This is a genomic window from Bifidobacterium samirii (assembly GCF_003952945.1).
Classification (GTDB): domain Bacteria; phylum Actinomycetota; class Actinomycetes; order Actinomycetales; family Bifidobacteriaceae; genus Bifidobacterium; species Bifidobacterium samirii.
The window spans coordinates 66,415-84,380 of sequence record NZ_QXGK01000010.1 but is presented as its reverse complement, the minus strand read 5'-3'; the positions used below and the strand labels follow the sequence as shown (position 1 = coordinate 84,380).

The 17,966-nt window shown below is 70.1% G+C and carries 12 protein-coding genes and 1 riboswitch; of the genes, 8 read left to right on the top strand and 4 right to left on the bottom strand.

Annotation, left to right across the window (positions count from 1 at the left end; translation table 11 throughout):
* Positions 1-169 precede the first annotated feature (169 nt).
* From D2E24_RS06200 to D2E24_RS06165, 7 genes are all read left to right on the top strand, one after another.
* Positions 170-2,728 carry a DEAD/DEAH box helicase gene (locus D2E24_RS06200; RefSeq protein WP_125968455.1) on the top strand — a complete coding sequence of 853 codons (2,559 nt, stop codon included), beginning with the start codon at positions 170-172 and terminating at the stop codon, positions 2,726-2,728.
* Positions 2,729-2,939: 211 nt separating this feature from the next.
* Positions 2,940-4,325, top strand: coding sequence for a replication-associated recombination protein A (locus tag D2E24_RS06195; protein WP_125968454.1), 1,386 nt, complete (start codon positions 2,940-2,942; stop codon positions 4,323-4,325).
* A 90-nt stretch (positions 4,326-4,415) separates the two neighbouring features.
* Positions 4,416-5,306, top strand: coding sequence for a response regulator transcription factor (locus tag D2E24_RS10610; protein ID WP_277594754.1), 891 nt, complete (start codon positions 4,416-4,418; stop codon positions 5,304-5,306).
* Complete coding sequence (gene mtrB, locus D2E24_RS06180) at positions 5,303-6,985, top strand: MtrAB system histidine kinase MtrB (protein ID WP_125968453.1); 1,683 nt, start codon at positions 5,303-5,305, stop codon at positions 6,983-6,985. The genes D2E24_RS10610 and mtrB overlap by 4 nt, the downstream gene beginning before the upstream one ends.
* Positions 6,986-6,992: 7 nt before the next feature.
* Positions 6,993-8,003 (top strand): LpqB family beta-propeller domain-containing protein, encoded by a 1,011-nt coding sequence (locus D2E24_RS06175; RefSeq protein WP_125968452.1) that lies wholly within the window; start codon positions 6,993-6,995, stop codon positions 8,001-8,003.
* Between the two features lie 271 nt (positions 8,004-8,274).
* Entirely contained in the window at positions 8,275-9,762 is a 1,488-nt protein-coding gene (locus D2E24_RS06170; RefSeq protein ID WP_125968451.1) for an MDR family MFS transporter, read from the top strand.
* Positions 9,763-10,049: 287 nt separating this feature from the next.
* The gene (locus D2E24_RS06165) at positions 10,050-10,763 is read left to right on the top strand and encodes a DUF4391 domain-containing protein (RefSeq protein WP_125968450.1); all 714 of its coding nucleotides are present in this window, start codon (positions 10,050-10,052) and stop codon (positions 10,761-10,763) included.
* Positions 10,764-10,988: 225 nt separating this feature from the next.
* On the opposite strand, the gene D2E24_RS06160 is transcribed toward D2E24_RS06165, so the two are convergent.
* The 4 genes from D2E24_RS06160 to D2E24_RS06145 form a co-directional block, all read right to left on the bottom strand.
* Positions 10,989-11,768, bottom strand: a complete 780-nt coding sequence (locus tag D2E24_RS06160; RefSeq protein ID WP_125968449.1) for a nitroreductase family protein — start codon at positions 11,766-11,768, stop codon at positions 10,989-10,991.
* Between the two features lie 51 nt (positions 11,769-11,819).
* The gene (locus D2E24_RS06155) at positions 11,820-13,169 is read right to left on the bottom strand and encodes a metal-dependent hydrolase family protein (protein ID WP_125968448.1); all 1,350 of its coding nucleotides are present in this window, start codon (positions 13,167-13,169) and stop codon (positions 11,820-11,822) included.
* Between the two features lie 161 nt (positions 13,170-13,330).
* Positions 13,331-16,039, bottom strand: a complete 2,709-nt coding sequence (locus D2E24_RS06150) for an energy-coupling factor transporter ATPase (protein ID WP_125968447.1) — start codon at positions 16,037-16,039, stop codon at positions 13,331-13,333.
* Positions 16,032-16,631, bottom strand: coding sequence for an ECF transporter S component (locus D2E24_RS06145; RefSeq protein WP_125968446.1), 600 nt, complete (start codon positions 16,629-16,631; stop codon positions 16,032-16,034). Before D2E24_RS06145 ends, D2E24_RS06150 begins: the two co-directional genes overlap by 8 nt.
* 6 nt (positions 16,632-16,637) lie before the next feature.
* Positions 16,638-16,789, bottom strand: a riboswitch (FMN riboswitch).
* A gap of 137 nt (positions 16,790-16,926) precedes the next feature.
* Between D2E24_RS06145 and D2E24_RS06140 the strand changes: the two genes are divergently transcribed.
* Positions 16,927-17,940: a glycosyltransferase family 2 protein gene (locus tag D2E24_RS06140; RefSeq protein ID WP_125968445.1), complete on the top strand. Its 1,014-nt coding sequence runs from the start codon at positions 16,927-16,929 to the stop codon at positions 17,938-17,940.
* Positions 17,941-17,966: the final 26 nt, after the last annotated feature.

The window sequence follows — 17,966 nt, the reverse complement described above, 5'->3', positions numbered from 1 at the left end:
TGCCGCTTCGTCGCCATGCTGATCCTGTCTTCCATAAGACAAGCCAAACAGGACCGATACCGTTCGCGCTCATTCCCGATGAGGCACCACCACACCCTACGCGCTCAAAAAACGTGAGGCACGTCGAGCCGGATGCGGCGGGACGGCAGCGGGTAGACTGGAGGGCATTATGGCAGACAACGAACACTACGGCTCCCTGGGGGCTCTGGCGCCGGCATGGGACGACGGCGCGCGCAACATCGGCACCGACGAGATCTACGAGCGCTTCTTCGGCTGGGTGGCCGACGTCAAGGGCGTCGAACCATGGCCCCATCAGGAGGAGGCCATCATGGACCTGCTCGCCGGCGACCACGTCATCCTCAACACGCCCACCGGAAGCGGCAAGTCGCTCGTCGCGCTCGGCATGCACTTCGCCGCCCTGTGCACCGGCCGCCGCTCCTACTACACGGCGCCCATCAAGGCGCTCGTCTCCGAGAAGTTCTTCGACCTCGTCGACGTGTTCGGCCGCGACAACGTGGGCATGATCACCGGCGACACGCGCATCAACGCCGACGCGCCCATCATCTGCTGCACCGCCGAGATCCTCGCCAACCAGGCGCTGCGCGAAGGCCGGCGCGCCGATGTCGGCTGCGTCGCCATGGACGAATTCCACTACTACGGCGACCCCGAACGCGGCTGGGCGTGGCAGGTGCCGCTGCTCACCCTTCCGCGCACCCAGTTCCTCCTTATGAGCGCCACGCTCGGCAACGTCGACTCGATCGCCGACCGGCTCGAGGACATGACCGGCAGCGACGTCGACGTGATCGCCGACGCGCCCCGACCCGTCCCGCTCACCTACGAGTACACGCTCGACCCGCTCGAGAAGACCGTCGAACTCGCCTTCCGCGAAGGATCCACGCCGATCTACGTCGTCCACTTCTCCCAGGACGCCGCGCTCGACACCGCGCAGGCGCTCGCCTCGACCGGCGTGTCCAGCAAGGAGCAGCGCGCCGCGATCGCCGAGGCGATCAAGGGCGTCAAATTCACCACCGGATTCGGCAAGATCCTGCAGCGACTCTTGCGCACCGGCGTCGGCATCCACCACGCCGGCATGCTGCCGCGCTACCGCCGGCTCGTCGAACAGCTCGCCCAGCAGGGCCTGCTGCCCGTCATCTGCGGCACCGACACGCTCGGCGTCGGCATCAACGTGCCGATCCACTCCGTCGTGCTCACCGCGCTCACCAAATTCGACGGATCGAAGACGCGCAAGCTGCGCGCCCGCGAATTCCACCAGATCGCCGGCCGCGCCGGCCGCATGGGATTCGACACCGAAGGCCTCGTCATCGCCGAGGCGCCCGAATTCGAGATCGAGAACGCCAAGGCCGTCGCCAAGGCCGGCAACGATCCGAAGAAACTCAAGAAGGTCAAGCGCAAGAAGGCGCCCGAAGGATTCGTCGCCTGGAATCAGGGCACGTTCGACAAGCTCATCGACGCCGCTCCCGAAACGCTCGTGCCGCACATGAAGATCACGCATGCGATGGTCCTCAACGAGGTCGCGCAGGGCGGCGACGCACGCCTGCGCGTCGACCGGCTCATCGACGACTCGGCGCAGACGCCCGACCAGAAGGAGCAGCTGCACGCGCGCGCCGACGAGATCTTCACCACCCTCTTCGACACGCACGTCATCGAAGTGGAGGAGTACGAGGACGGCGGCCGCGACTACTTCCTCGACGTGGACGTGCCCGACGACTTCGCGCTCGACCAGCCGCTCTCGCCGTTCCTGCTCGCCGCGCTCGAACTGCTCGACCCCGAATCCGACACGTACGCGCTCGACGTGATCTCCATGGTCGAAGCCACGCTCGAAGACCCCAAGCAGGTCCTCAAGGCGCAGGAACGCCAGGCGCGCGACGCGGCCATGGCCGCGATGAAGGAGGAGGGGCTCGACTACGACGAGCGCATGGACCGCCTCCAGGAGATCACCTACCCCAAGCCGCTCGAGGACATGCTCGACGCCGCGTTCGCCCAGTACCGGCGCGACGTGCCGTGGGCCAACGACTACTGGCTGAGCCCCAAGTCCGTGATCCGCGACATGGTCGAGACCGCCTCCGACTTCACCGGCTACATCGCCCGCTACAACATCGCCCGGTCCGAAGGCACGCTGCTGCGCTACCTGTCCGACGCATACCGGTCGCTTGCGCGCACCGTGCCCGTCGAGAAGCGCGACGAACGCCTGCGCGACATCATCTCGTGGCTGCGCGTCGTCGTCCGGTCCATCGACTCCAGCCTCGTCGACGAATGGGAGTCCGCCGGCGGGTCGGCGGACGCGTCGGCCGCGGCCGCCAACCTCGCCGCGCCCGGCACGCCCGACGCGGTCGTCGAGGACCGGCGCGGCCTCATCGTGCTCGTACGCAACGCGATGTTCCGCCGCATCCAGCTCATGGACCTCGACAGGCCCGAGGAGCTCGGCGCCCTCGACAAGGACTGGGGCTACGGCGTGCATGAATGGGAGGACGCGCTCGACGACTACTATGACGCGCACGAATACGTGGGCATCGACGCGGCCGCCCGCTCCGGCAAGCTGTTCATCCTCGACGACTCGCTGGAGAGGAAGGAGCATGTGTGGAAGGTGCGCCAGATCATCGACGACTCCGACGGCGACCACGACTGGTCGATCACCGGCGTCGTCGACCTCGACGCGACCCAGGAGAACGGCGAGGTCGTATTCGTCGACTACCGCGTCGGCGACTGACGCCGGGTTTGGCGTGTCGTGTCGTGGGGTGCCGGCGGCCATCAGCCGTCGGCACCCCACGACACGCCCGGATTGGTCATACGGAACGGCGGTTGCGTGATCAGGGGACGGCGTGTCGGACAATAACCGCCGTTCTGTACACGCAACCCGGGCGTGCCGCGGGTCGCCGGCGACGATCCGACGACATTGACGGGACATGAGGGGAGGAACCATGGACGAACCCGACCTGTTCGAGGCGAACGGGGACGGCGACGAGCGCACCACGCGCCCGCTCGCCGTACGCATGCGGCCGACGAGCGTCGACGACGTCGTCGGCCAGAGCCGCGTGCTGGGGGAGGGCAGCCCGCTGCGCCGGCTCGCCAACCCCGCGTCGGCGTCGCTGACCGCACCCAGCTCCGTCATCCTGTTCGGACCCCCCGGCGTCGGCAAGACCACGCTCGCCACGATCGTCGCCAGCCAGTCCGGACGCGTGTTCGAGGAACTGTCCGCCGTCACGTCCGGCGTCAAGGACGTGCGCGACGTGCTCGACCGCGCCCGCCGCCGGCTCGTGCGCGACGGCCGCGAAACCGTCCTGTTCATCGACGAGGTGCACCGCTTCTCCAAATCCCAGCAGGACGCGCTCCTGCCCGCCGTCGAGAACCGCGACGTCACGTTCATCGGCGCCACCACCGAAAACCCCAGCTTCTCCGTCATCAAACCGCTGCTCAGCCGGTCCGTCGTCGTCAAGCTCGAACCGCTCGAACCCGCCGACCTCAAGACCCTCGTCGAACGAGCCGTCGCCAGCGACCACGGACTGAAGAACGAGGTGCGCATCACCGACGACGCCGTCGACGAGATCGTCCGGCTCGCCGGCGGCGACGCGCGCAAGACCCTCACCATCCTCGAAGCGGCCGCCGGCGCGGCCACCGGCGACCAGGCGCGCCGCAAAGGCGCCCGCCGGCCCATCATCACCGCCGACACCGTCGCCACCGTCATGGACGCCGCCACCATCCGCTACGACAAGGACGGCGACGACCACTACGACGTCATCTCCGCGTTCATCAAATCCATGCGCGGCTCCGACCCCGACGCGACCGTCCACTACCTCGCCCGCATGATCCGCGCCGGCGAGGACCCGCGGTTCATCGCCCGGCGCATCATGATCGCCGCCGCCGAAGAGGTCGGCATGGCGGCGCCGCAGATCCTCCAGGTCACCGTCGCCGCAGCGCAGGCGGTCGCGCTCATCGGCATGCCCGAAGCGCGCATCATCCTCGCCGAAGCGGCCATCGCCGTCGCCACCGCACCCAAATCCAACGCCAGCTACAACGCGATCAACCAGGCGCTCGCCGACGTGGATTCGGGCGCAATCGGCCAGGTGCCGGCGCATCTGAAGAACGCGCCCACCAAGCTCATGAAGGAGTGGGGCAACCACGAGGGGTACCGGTACGCGCACGACTGGCCGGGCGCGGTCGCCCCGCAGGAATACCTGCCCGAGGAGCTGCGCGGCCGCGAATACTACCATCCCAACGACCGCGGCTACGAGCGCGAGGTGGGGCCGCGGCTGGAGCGGATCCGCGCGATCCTGCACGGAGAGGACGACGGGAAGCCGGGCCGGTAGCGGAGATCGGGACGTTGCAGACGCATGACCGTCGCCCGCGCGGCTGTTGATAGGATGTGAAGGCTGACGGAAACGACGAAGGAGCGGGCGATGATGCAGGACCGGGTGCAGGGCCACGGGCAAGCCGACGCGGGTGCGCCGACGAAGACGATCCTGATCGTCGACGACGACCCCGCGCTGGGCGAGATGCTGTCGATCGTGCTGGAAAGCGAAGGACTGCGCGCCGTCGTCTGTCAGGACGGCCTGCGCGCGGTCGAACTGGCGTCCACGCTGCGCCCCGACCTGATCCTGCTCGACGTGATGCTGCCCGGCCTCGACGGCGTGGGCGTGGCACGCGAGATCCGTCGCGGCTCCAACGTGCCGATCATCATGCTCACCGCCAAGTCGGACACGATCGACGTGGTCGCCGGACTCGAAGCCGGCGCCGACGACTACGTGGCCAAGCCGTTCCGCACCGCCGAACTGCTGGCCCGCATCCGCGCACGATTCCGCATCGCCGCGCCCTACGGCGTCGCGTACGCCGCGCCGGGCGCCGGATGGGGGACGGCCGGCGACGAAGCCGTCGTCCCCGGTACCGATGCCACGGACTCCGGCGCCGCGGCATCGGCCGACGCCGCCGGATCGGCCGGCCGCATCGGGAGCGACGGCCGCAGCGGAACCGATGGCCGCCCCGAACGCATCGAACGTGGAGTCATCGTCATCGACCGTCGTGCGCACACCGCCGTCAAACGCGGCCGTGAACTCGCGCTCACGCCGATGGAATTCGAACTGCTCGCCGAACTCGCGTCGCGCGCCGGCGAGGCCATCGGACGCCCCGACCTGCTGCGCCGCGTATGGGGCTACGAGGACACCGGCGACACGCGCCTCGTCAACGTGCACATCCAACGCCTGCGCGCCAAGGTCGAGGATGATCCGGAGCATCCGGCGATCGTCACCACCGTGCGCGGCATCGGCTACCGGTTCGTCACCCCGCAGTCATGAGCGATACCATACGGCTCCTGCGATCCATCCGCCCGCCGCGCCTCTACCGGCTCGCCCTGGACCGGGTGCGGCGCTCGCTGCAGGCGCGCACCGTGCTGACCGTCGTCACCGTGTCGCTCGCCATGGCCGTCGTGTTCGCCGCCGCGTCGATGGCGGCGGTGCGCGCGTCCCTGCTCGCCCAGGTCACGCAGGAGGCTCACGCCGACTTCTCCGCCCAACTCGAGGACGCGCAGCTCACCCTCGACGGGACGGATGCGTCCGACACCGCCGCATGCCAGCGGATCGTCAACGACCTGGCCGCCGCGATGCAGGGCAAGGGCGCGTCGAACCGCATCGGCTTCTACATCTGGAGCCGCGACGCCGGCGGGCGCACCCTCATCCCCGTCTCCACCGACATCACCTACGAATACCTCGTATCCGACGCGATCCGCAAGGCCGTGGCCGGCACCGCGGCCGGCGACACGGACGCCGGCGTCTCCTACCAGCCGGTCGAACTCGACGCCAACGGCGACGGCATCAGCGCGCCGGGCGCGATGCTTGGCGCGGCCGTCCGGTTCCCTGCGGCCGGCGACCTCGACATCTTCGCCCTGTACACGTACGAGAACGAGCAGACGGCGCTGGAACGCATCCAGACGAACCTGATGCTCGTCGCCATCCTGCTCAGCATGAGCGCCGGCCTGATGGTATGGCTCGCACTGCGCGGCATCGTCGGCCCCGTCGAACACGTCGCCGACGCCGCCGCGACGCTCGCCGGCGGCGACCTCGACGCGCGCGTCGGCATCGACCGCGACGACGAGATCGGCACCCTGCAACGCTCGTTCAACGACATGGCCGACTCGCTCGACCGCAAGATCGCCGAACTCGAAGCGGCCGAGGCGATGCAGCGGCGCTTCGTCTCCGACGTCAGCCACGAGCTGCGCACGCCCGTCACGACGATGCGCATGGCGTCCGACCTGCTCGCCGCCCGCATCGACGACTACGATCCGACCACCCGCCGCACCATCGAACTCCTGTCCGGCCAGATCGAACGCTTCCAGGACATGCTCGCCGACCTGCTCGAAATCTCCCGCTACGACGCCGGCTACGCGACGACCGACCTGACCGACGCCGACCTGCGCGACACGGTCGGCCGCGCCGTCGCGCAGCTGCGCGCGCTCGCCGACGCCAAGGACGTGCCGATCCGCGTCAACCTGCCCGCCGGGCCGGCGATCGTGCGCGCCGACGAACGCCGCATCGAACGCATCGTGCGCAACCTGCTCGCCAACGCGATCGACTTCGCCGACGGACATCCCATCGACGTGCGTATCGCGGCCGGCGACGCCGCCGTCGTGATCGGCGTGCGCGACCACGGCGTCGGCATGGGCGCCGACCAGTGCGCGCACGTGTTCGACCGGTTCTGGCGCGCCGACCCGTCCCGCTCGCGCGTCACCGGCGGCACCGGACTCGGACTGTCCATCGCGCTCGCCGACGCGCGCCTCCACCACGGCACGCTCGACGTGCGCTCGCGCCCCGGCGACGGCACCTGCTTCCTGCTCGCCCTGCCGCGCGATCCGTCCGCCGGCGAGCCCATGCCCGACTTCCTGCCGATGCGGTTCGCCGGCGAGGCGTCCGACGATCTGTGCGTCGTCGGGTGGGCCGACGGGGCCGGCGACGACCGACGGGAGGCTGCGGATGCGTAGAACGACGATGCCGACGATGCCGGCGTGGGCGGCCCATCCGATGCCGGCCCGCATCCGCCGCGCGATCGCCGCCGTCGCGATCGCGGCGGCCGTGCTGACGACGGCCGCCGGCTGCGACGGCCCGTTCTCGCTGCCGTCGTCGGGCGCCGTGCAGACCCTCGCGCCGGCCGAACCGCGCGACCGGCGCATCTACACCGCGCCCTCCGGCCCGTCCGACGGCATGACGCCGGAGGTCGTCGTCGAAGGGTTCTTCGACGCGATGCCCGCCGGCGTGCAATCCGACGGCTACCGGACCGCACGCATGTTCCTCGCCGCCGACGCCGCGTCGTGGGACGGCGACGTCGCCGCGGCCGTCATCATCGGCGAACCCCGGTTCACGCGACGCAGCAGCGCCGTCGGCGGCAGCCACGGCAGCGGCGAAAGCGTCGTCGCCGTCGACGTGCAGGTGGCCGGCCGGCTCGACCGGCACGGCCTGTACACCGTATACGACGATGTGCGGGACGAGACGCTCGCCTACACGCTCGTCATGGAGAACGGCGAATGGCGCATCGCCGACCTGCCCGCCGGCGTGCTCATCTCGCAGACCGACTTCGACCAGGTGTACCGGCAGGTGACCGTCCAACGGACGGACGCGGCGCACCGGACGCTCATCCCCGACATCCGCTGGCTCGCGTGGCGCGACTGGTACGCGCGCGCCGTCCGCGAGACGCTGGCCGCGCCGCCCGACCGGCTCGGCGGGGCGGCCGCGGACGTCGCCGCCGGCCGGGTGACGCTCGTCGACGCCGCATGCTCGATCGAAGGCGACATCACCGTCACCCTGTCCGCGTCGTTCGACGATGCCGACGATCCGGCCGCCCCGGACGCGCTCGACGACGATACGCGGGCGCTGCTGGTCCGGCTCATCCGGCTCACGCTCGCCGACGGCGACCTCGACTACGAGACGATCCGCATCCTCGCCGACGGCGGCCGCGACCATTCTCTGGACGACGTCGCACTGACGCTGGGCGCGGCGGACTGAGCGGCGGGCCGATCGCCGTCGGACCGGCGTCGGGTCGCCGTCGGATCGCCATCGGACCGGCGTCGGACCGGCACGGTGGGGGAGGCCCGGCTTTGTCCAGCATGGCTGACTAAGGTGTGCGATTGGTCGAAAGGCGTCCCGCCGCATGCCCGCATACGGGCCGGCGCGCCTTGGCCGGCTGGCAAGCCGAATTCCACGCCGCCGGCCCCGTTTCATTCCCGGAAACGTCGGACACGGCATACCGAACCATCTGATTGAAATGGAAGTGCATATGTCACAGCAGCAGACCGCCGTCCGCGGCGCGTCGGCGCAGCCCGCCGCGCCCGACGAGCGCATCCCGCTCAAGCTGATCGGCGCGATCGTCGCCGTCGGATCGCTCGCGTTCATCGGCATCCTCACCGAAACGGTGATGACCGTCCTGTTCCCCGAACTCATGGTCGAATTCGACGTCGACACCGCCACCGTGCAGTGGATCACCACGATCTACCTGCTCGTTGTGGCCGCCACGATGCCGATCTCCTCGTTCCTCAAGCGCCGCTTCCGCCTCAAGACGATCTTCCTCGCGGCGGTCGTGCTGGCCGTGACCGGCTCAGCGCTGATGATCGTCGGCCATTCGTTCGCGCTGATCCTCGTCGCGCGCGTCATCCAGGGCGTCGGCTCGGGCGTGGCGACGCCGCTGATGATGAACATCATCCTCGAACAGGCGCCGCGCTCCAAGGTGGGCCGTCTGATGGGCGTCGGCTCGCTGGTCATCACCGTCGCGCCGGCCATCGGCCCGACCGTCGGCGGCGCCGTGTCCAGCGTGCTGCCGTGGCGCGCGATCTTCGTCATCGTCATCCCGATCATCCTGCTCGTGTCGCTGCCGGTGGGCCTGCGCTGCATCGAACAGCAGCGCCCCACCGAGGATGCGCGGCTCAACCCGGTGCAGTTCGTCGCGATTGTGGTCGCGCTCAGCGGCCTGATCATGTTCCTCAACCAGGCGGGCGTGGCCGTCAGCGCCGCGGTGACCGGCGGATCGGCGCTGCGATCCGGCCTGATCGCCGCCGTCAGCCTGCTGGTGGGCGTCGGCTCGCTGCTGTTCTTCGGATGGTCGTCGCACCGCTCGTTCTCGCCGCTGATCCGCCTCGGCTGGCTGCGTGACCCGGTCGTGCTGCTGCACCTGCTGCCGTACGCGATCCTGCCGATGGTGGGCATCGGCTTCGGCTACGTGATCACCAACCTCGCGCAGATGTCGCTGGGCACGAACGCGTTCGTCGCCGGCGCGCTCGTGCTGCCGGGCGCGCTGATCGGCGCGTTCTTCGCCCCGGTGGGCGGCACGCTCTACGATCGCTTCGGCCCGACCCGCCCGATCATGGGCGCGTTCTGCGTGGCGATCCTCGGCCCGATCCTGCTGCTCGTCTTCTCGATGCACCTGACGCCCGCGATGCTCGCCGGCTTCTACTTCATCTTCGGCCTGTGCTACGCGCTCGGCTTCTCCAACATCATGACGAGCGCGCTCAGCGGCATCGACCGCACGTTCACGCCCGACGGCAACGCCGTGTTCAACACGTCGCTGCAGTTCGGCGGCGCGGCCGGCACCGCCCTGTTCTCCACGATCCTCGGCGTCGCCCAGGCCGGCGCCGGCGAGGAGGGCAGCGAGGCGTTCCGTCACGCGACCGCCGTCGGCGGCACGTGGACGTTCGCCACGATGACGCTGATCTGCGCCGTCGCGCTCGTCAGCCTCGCGTGCGCGTTCCGTCTGCGCGCCAGGCGCGGCTGAGCCGGACCTTCGCAACGGACGCGCAATCGACGCGGCCGCGTGCTCATCGTGAAGTCACGGGCATCTGAAACTTCACAACGCGCACGCAGGCCCGTCGATTGCGCGTCCGTTGCGAAGTCAGGGGCATTGAGGACGCTTCTGTACCGGCATGCGCCGGTCCGTCCGGCGGTGTCCTTGCCATCGTCGGACGGACGACGGTGGTAGCGTGGGACGCAGCCACCGTACGGGTGAGCGGCGGGCGACGACGCCCGGCCGCGCGCCCGCACCCCACGAAAGGAAGGTCGACGATGACCGCTGCGCACTGCGGAACCGTATCTGCGCTCACGCTGGGACTGGGCGCCGCGACGGCGATCCCCGAAGCGAAGGGGACGCTGCCCAAGGCGCTGTTCGCGAAGGGGAACGTGTCCGCGAAACTGCGCCACCGGCTCGCTGTCGAGATCGACTCGATCGTGATGCTCGCGCTGATGCGCCCCGCGAACGCGCACGTCGCGGCCGGAAGCGGCAAGGTCCCCGAAATCCTCGTCATCGGACTGCGGTTGGCGGCGGGCATGCGCGACATTCCCGCCGAAATCGTCGATCTGATCGCCGGGCAGCGGCGCTCCGGCATCGTGTTCGCGTGCATCCGCGAGACCGAGCATGAGGGGACAGTGCGTGAGGAGTGCGCGTTCGCGGTGCGACGCAACGTGCCGGTGCGCGCCGGGCACATCCCCGTCACCAAGGTGTATGCGGGCGCGTGGAGGCCAGCGGGGGAGAGCGTGCTCGAACCGTTCGGCGACACGATGGACGAGCTGTGGGATTCGCTGTGCGCGCAGGCGCTCCTCGACGACATCGACGGCGCGCGCCTCGACGAACGGCTCGCCGCCCGCGACCTGCTCGCCCGGCTCAAGGCCGACGAGGCGAAGCTCACCCGCGACCATGCGCGCGCCAAGGACCCGCAGACGCGCAACGAGATCTACGCACGGCTGCACAAGATCCGCGCGCAGATCGACGCGATGCGCTGATGGCAGTGGGTACGGCCGCACTCGGCGGCCTCGATCATCGGCCTCAACCGGACCGAAACGTCACAACGCGCGCGCAATCGACGGGTCTGCGCGAGCAATGTGACGTTTCGGATGTCTTAAACGTCACAACGCTCGCGCAGCCATGTCGGTTGCGCGAGCGTTGTGACGTTGTATGGGGCACCGACGTGCGGGGCGGCACCCGTCGGACCCCGACACGTCGTCGCGTCAGCGGTCGAGATGGAAGCCCTGCCTGGCGGCGGAGTCGCGCACGACGCGGCCGTTCATCGGGGCGACGGCGTTCGCGGCGATCTGGTCGCTGAACGCGTCGACCGGACGGTCGGTGTTGCGCAGGTCGTAGTAGCGGTGCACCTCCTCGTCGAACGCGGGTAGCCCGGCGAGCAGCGAAGCGTCGTCGGCCGGGTACGCGTCCTCGAAGAACTGCATCGTGCGCGGCATGCGCGGCTTGAGCGCCGGCTCCTGATCCGGTTCGCCGATCGCCAGACCCAGCACCGGATAGGTGAGTGCCGGCAGTCCCAGCGCATCGACGAGCCCGTCCACGTCGTTGAGCAGCGAGCCGAGGACCACGCAGCCCAGACCGAGCGAATAGGCGGCGGTCTCCATCGCATGCAGGGCGAGGACCGCGTCGTTCTGCGCCTGGGAGAACCGGTAGCTGCCGTCGAGCGTGAACGCGTCGCCGGCCGGGTCGACGCCCTTGGCGGCGGCGATGGCCGTGTTGCGATGCTCGTCGGCGACGAACACGTACAGCAGCGGCGCGGTCGCGATGTACGGCTGGCCGCCGATCGCCGCCAGCCGCTCCTTGAGCGCCGGATCGGCGACGCGGATCGCCGACCAGTCGTTGAGATACTGGCTGGACGGCGCCTGCTGGGCGACGCGCTCCAGCGTGGCGACCACGTCGTCGCCCAGCGGGCCGGGCTTGAACGCGCGGATGGAACGGCGGTCGAGCAGCGTGTCGATGACGGGATTATGGATGATCTGTTCGTTCATGACCCCATTCTCGCGCCGCCGCCCGCCGACACGCCGCCGTCGTCCCGCATGTCAGCCGCGGGCGAACGCCTCGTCGAGGATCGCGTCGATGTCGTCGAAACGTTCCGGCTTGGGCCGCCACACCGGGTGTCCGGCGGCGACGACCAGCGACGGCGTCTCGAGCGCGCGCAGGTCGTCGAGCGGATTGCGGTCCAGTACGAGCAGGTCGGCCGACTTGCCGGGCGTGAGCGAACCGGTCGTGCCCGACACGTTGAGGATGCGCGCGTTGACGGCCGTCGCCGCGTGGAGCGCCTCGGCCGGCGTGAACCCGGCGAAGCGGACCATCAGGTCGAGTTCGCGCCACGTCGCGTACTGGGGGACGAACGTCATCGCCGAATCCGTGCCCACGCCCACGGTCAGGCCCGCCTCGTGCGCCTGCCGCGCGCCCTCGACCATGCCGGCGGCCACGGTCTTCGCGTTCTCCAGCTGGATGTCGGTGATGCCGGTCGTCGCCTGGTCGACGAGCGTGAGCGGCAGCCCCGCCGACATGGTCGGCACGAGCGCCGACCATCCGCGCAGCGCGTTCGGATTATGCCGGAACATGCCGATGAGCGTCTCGTCGAGCGGACTGCCGTGCTCGATCGTGTCGACGCCGGCGGTCAGCGCGCGCAGCACGCCCTCCGCGCTCTGCGCGTGCGCGGCGACGATGATGCCGTGCCGGTGCGCCTCCTCGCAGATCGCGCGCATCTGTTCGACGGTCATCTGCGGGCTGCCGGCCTCGCCGAGCTCCTGCGCGTCGGTCACGCCGCCGGTCGCCGCGATCTTGATCGCGTTCGCCCCGTGTTCGATGTTGGTGCGCGCGTTCGCCCGCGCCTCGTCCGGCGTGGACCCGGTGAGCGCGACCAGCGGCGCGCCGTGCCCCTCCGGGATCGCGAGCATCGGACCGGACGCTAGGATGCGCGGGCCGACCATCGCGCCCTGGGCGATGCGGTCGCGCAGTTCGACCGCCTCGTAGCCGACGTCGCCGAGCGTGCGGATCGTCGTGACGCCCGAATCGAGCAGCGTGCGGATGCTGCGCTTCGCCGTCGCCATGATGTACGGGCGGTCGACCGGCGAATGCGCGAACCGGGCGACCATGCGCTGGCCGGACGGGGTCGCCAGCTTCGGGTCGAGCGGCCGGCCCTGCGAGAACAGGTGCGTGTGCGCGTTGATCAGGCCCGGCATCACATACCGGCCGGTCGCGTCGAGGTAATGGTATTCCTCCGGCACGCTCGTCTCGATGCTCGGCGCGACCTGTTCGATGCGCCCGTGCGCGCCGACCTTGACGGTCATGTCGCGCAGGACGGTGCCCTGCCCGTCGCCGGTGACGAGCGTGGCGTGCGCGAGTGCGAACGGTTCGATGATCATGCTGCGGGACTTCATCGTCGGCCCTTTCCACGGTGGATGGATTGCTGACCTCACTGTACCGCCACCATCGCGCGCCGGCGTCCGGCGAGCCGTGCGCGGAGTGGCGGGGAAGTCATCGGAACCGGCGGAATGACGCGGAAACGTGGTCGAGGATGTGATCCTCCGGCGACGGTCGATTACCAGAGCGGCAGTACGGCCGCGATCGCCGCGGCGACGAGCAGCACGAACACGGCGTCCGCCGCGCCCGCCCGCATCGCATGCCAGCGCGTGCGATGCGCGCCCGCCTCGTAGCAGCGTGCGTCGAGTGCCAATGCCAGCGTATCCGCATGACGCACCGCGCCGGCGAGCATCGGCGTCGCCGTCGCGGCCAATGCGCGCAGCCGCACGATCGGCGAACCGTGGCCGATGTCGCCGCCGCGCGCCGTCTGCGCGTCCACGACCGCGCGCGCCTCGTCGGCGAGCGTGGGCAGGAACCGCAGCGCGAGCGACAGGACCAGCGCGATCTCCTGCGTGTGCACGCCCAGCCGGGCGAGCGGCGACAGGAGCGACGCGGCCGCGTCGGCGACCGTCGTCGGCGTCACCGACCGCATGAACGCCGTGCCAAGCACAATCACCAGCGCGAACCGGCCCGCATACAGCACGCCCATGCGCACACCCTCGTCCGTGATACGCAGCGGGCCGGCTTGCAGCAGCGGCGTGCCGGACGTGACGACCAGCAGATTGAGTGCGCCGACGAACACGCACACCGCCAGCAAGGGCCACACCATACGCCACAGCGACCGCGGGCGGACGCGCGCGGCCGCCACGTACAGGGCCGTGGCGATCGCGAACACGGAGAGCCGGGGAAGCGAGCCGATTGCGAACGCCGCCATCATCAACGCCAGCGTGGCGACGGTCAGCACCCGCGGGTCGAGCCTGGCCAGCGGCGGGCGGCGGCGGGGCGGGATGGTCGTCGCGTCGCCGGATACCGTGTGGTCGACGATCGTGTGGTCGGCGCCGGTTGAATCGGATGCGCCGGTTGCGGCGGGGATGCTGGCGATGCCGGTGGTATCGGCGGCATCGGTCGAGTCGCCGGCATGGTGCGAACCGGAGGCGTCGAGCATGACGACGCGCGCGCTGACCGCCGCCGCCTCGGCACGGTCGTGCGTGACCATGACGATCGTGACGCCGTCCCCGTGCAGGGCGCGCAGCAGCGCGACGACACGGCCGCGCGCATCGGCGTCCAGACCCGCGGTCGGCTCGTCGAGCAGCAGCACGCGCGGACGGCAGGCCACGACCCCGGCGATTGCGACCAGCCGCCGCTGCCCGCCCGACAGAGCGAACGGGGAACGGTCGGCCAGATGCGCGACCCCCAGCAACGCCAGCGCCTCGACGGCTCGACCGCGCGCCTCGGCCTCGGACAGCCCCTGATTGCGCGGGCCGAACATCACATCGTCAAGCACCGTATCGGCGAACAACTGCCGTTCCGGCAGCTGCATCACATAACCGAGCATGCGACGCAGCCGCACCGCGTCACGGCGGGAGAGCACGGCGGGTCTGCGATGGGGGAAGGATACGGGGCGGCGGGCATCGGAGCCATTGGCGGAACCGTTACCGGAACCGTTGCGCCTCTCATGGGCGAGCAATGAAGGTTGACATGCTGACCCGCGAACCGCATCGCCGCGGGAGATGGCGACCGGTCTGCGACGGCCGCCGAACCCGATGCCGACACGGCTGCGGCGCTCTCGGGCGACGGGAATCCCCGCCACGGCGATCGAGCCGACGTCCGGACGGGCCAGACCGGCGATCAGCCGCAGCAGCGTCGACTTGCCGACGCCGTTGCCGCCCATCAGTGCGACCGTCTCGCCGGACTCGACCCGCAGCGACAGGCCGTCGATCGCGGGGCGGTCGGCATCCGGATACCGGTATCGCACGTCGGATACCAGCACTGCCGGGGCGGTCGGGCCCTCGCCATCGGGGGTAGGGGAGGAACCGGTGAAACGGGTGGCGCCCGTCGGGTGAACGACATCGGAGGCAAGGGAGCGGTCGAGGTCGCCGGTGGTGACGTCAACGGAATGGCCGGCAGCGGCGGCGACATGGCTTGGGGCGCCGGTATCAGCGGTGGTGACGTCGCCGGAATGGTCGGCGCCGGTGACATCGAGGACAGGGACGAGTCCGGATACGGCCCGTGCATCCGGCCATCCGTCGGCGACGATGCGGCCGCGGTCCAATCGGATCTCCCGGTCGGCGGCAAGCATCTCGTCCGGATGATGGGTGACGTGCACGATCGTCGTGCCGGCCGCATGCAGGCGGGCGAGCGTGGCGATGACGTCGGCGCGCGCCGCCGCGTCGAGCATCGCGGTCGGCTCGTCGAGGACGAGCAGCCGCGGCCGCATCGCGATCATGCCGCCGATCGCCAGACGCTGCTGCTGGCCGCCGCTCATCCGCGTCGGATCCGCGTCGGCGGATGCGTCCAGACCGACCGTCGCCAGCGCGTCGGTGACGCGCTCGCCGATCGCCGCCGGGTCGACGTCCAGGTTCTCCGGGCCGAACGCGACGTCGTCGGCGACGACGGTCGTGACGATCTGGTCGGCGGGATTCTGGAACACCGCGCCGATGCCGCGCCGCGCCGACCGGTACGCGTCGGCGTCGGGCGCGCCGTCGAACACGCGCTCGCCCAACAGCGAGACCGTGCCGCCGTCCGGCGCGGCCAGGCCGGCGACGAGCCGGGCCAGCGTCGACTTGCCCGACCCGTTCGCGCCCGTCAGACACACGTATTCGCCCTGCCGGATCGTCAACGACACGCCGTCGAGCGCCCATGAGACGCTCCCGTCGTAGCTGAACCGCACGCCGTCGAGAGTGACGACGGCGTCGCCGGCGAGGGTTCCGGACGCGCCGCTACGCACGCGACGGGCCGATCAGCGCGACCGCGGGACGGTAGACGAGCATCGCCACGACGGCATGCACCGCGATCTTGGCGACGTTGAACGGCAGTAGCGCCGGCACGACGAGCGCGGCGACCTGCGCGACCGTCATATGCGCGTAGAAGGGCGTGACGATCAGATTGCCGCCGATCGCCGCCGCCAGCGCGCACACGCCGCCCACCAGCAGGCCGATCAGCGCGCCGCGGCGCGACGGCCGCGCGCGGTGGACGAGAGCCGCCGGAACCGACAGGGCGAGCGCGACCAGCACCGCCATCAGCGTGCCCCACGGGTCGACGAACAGGTGCGGCAGGAACCCCAGCACGCTCGTCGCCGCCGCCGCGGACGGGCCGAGCACGAAGCCGGCCGCCAGGCACACGATGCCCGACGGATCGTATTTGAGCCACGGCACGCCCGGAATCAGCGGGAATTCGATGAAGCTCGCCGCCATCGTCAACGCGGTGAGCATCGCCAGCAACGCGATGCGACGCGTCGACCAGCGGCCGGCATCGCCCACGCCGGTCGCATGCGAGGTATGGGAGGTATGGGGGGACTGGGTATGCGACGATACACTCATGCGAGCGCTCCGTTTCTTCCATCCGGACTGTGACCGTTGGCCCCGGAATCGCACCGGATCGGCCGCACGCGCGGCTCGCGGGCTTCCCCCGAAGTCCCGTTATGCGCCGGGACGGGGGTTACCGCCAGTAAGGAGTTGCACCTTCCCTGAAACTGACGACGCCAGTATACGGGGACGCGCGGCCAACGCGCGGCCAACGTGCGGCCGTCGGCGAACCGGACGGACGCGGACGGACATGGCGAGCCGGGCCGCACGGATGACGCCCCGGGAGCCGGCCATGTCTAGAATGGGACGCATGAGCGAAAAGCAAGCGGCAAAGAAGAACATCGACAAGCTGGCGATCGTGGTCGTCACCTACAAGCGGCAGGAACTGCTCGCCACCCTGTTCGCATCCATCGAGAAGCTGACCGTCGCGCCGTGGCGCGTCGTGATCGTCGACAACGAGCACGCCGACCGTACGCGCGACATGGTCGAAGCGTTCGGCGAGCGTCTCGACCGTCAGTGGGGCACGACCATCGCCGACGCGACCGGCAACGAAAGCCGCGTCGTGTACGCGCCGCAAACCGACAATCTGGGCGGCGCCGGCGGATTCTCGGCCGGCGTGCGCACCGCGTACGATCTGGGCGCCGAATGGTTCTGGGTGATGGACGACGACGTGGCCGTCGAACCGGAGGGCATCGAGAAGCTCGCCAAGTGGACCGACCGCCACGACGTGATCCAGGGCAGCCGCTACGACTACGACGGCGGCCCGTTCTACTGGCAGTACCGGTTCATCGTGCCGCTGGGCATCCCGAACCCGATCGCGCCCGCCGCGTTCGGCCGCGCCGGCTACCGGGTGATGAACACGCTGTGCTTCGAAGGCGGCCTGTTCCGCCGCCGCATCGTCGAACGCATCGGCCTGCCCGACCCGCGTTTCTTCATCTACTGGGACGACACGATGTACGGCTATCTCGCCAGCAAGGTCACCAACCCGATCGTCGTGCCCGACGTGGTGCTGCGCCGCACGCGCGAGATCGGCAACTGGGACATCGCCGGCCTGCGCCAGCTCAACTCCACGTCCGACGTGAACCGCTACCACATCATGCGCAACCGCGGCTACATGGCCCGCTATTTCATGACGTACGGCGACTTCCGTCCGCTCCTGTTCGGTCTGGGCACGATCGCCACCGCCGCCAAGGAGGTCATCCGCCTCGTGATGGTCGACCGCGAGCACGTGCGCACCGGCCTGGTGCAGATCGCGCGCGGATGGTGGGACTCGCGCAAGCTGATGCGCGACGGCGACTGGCGCCCGATGCCGCCGCTGCGCTGACGCGCCGGCTTCCGCCCTTCGGTTTC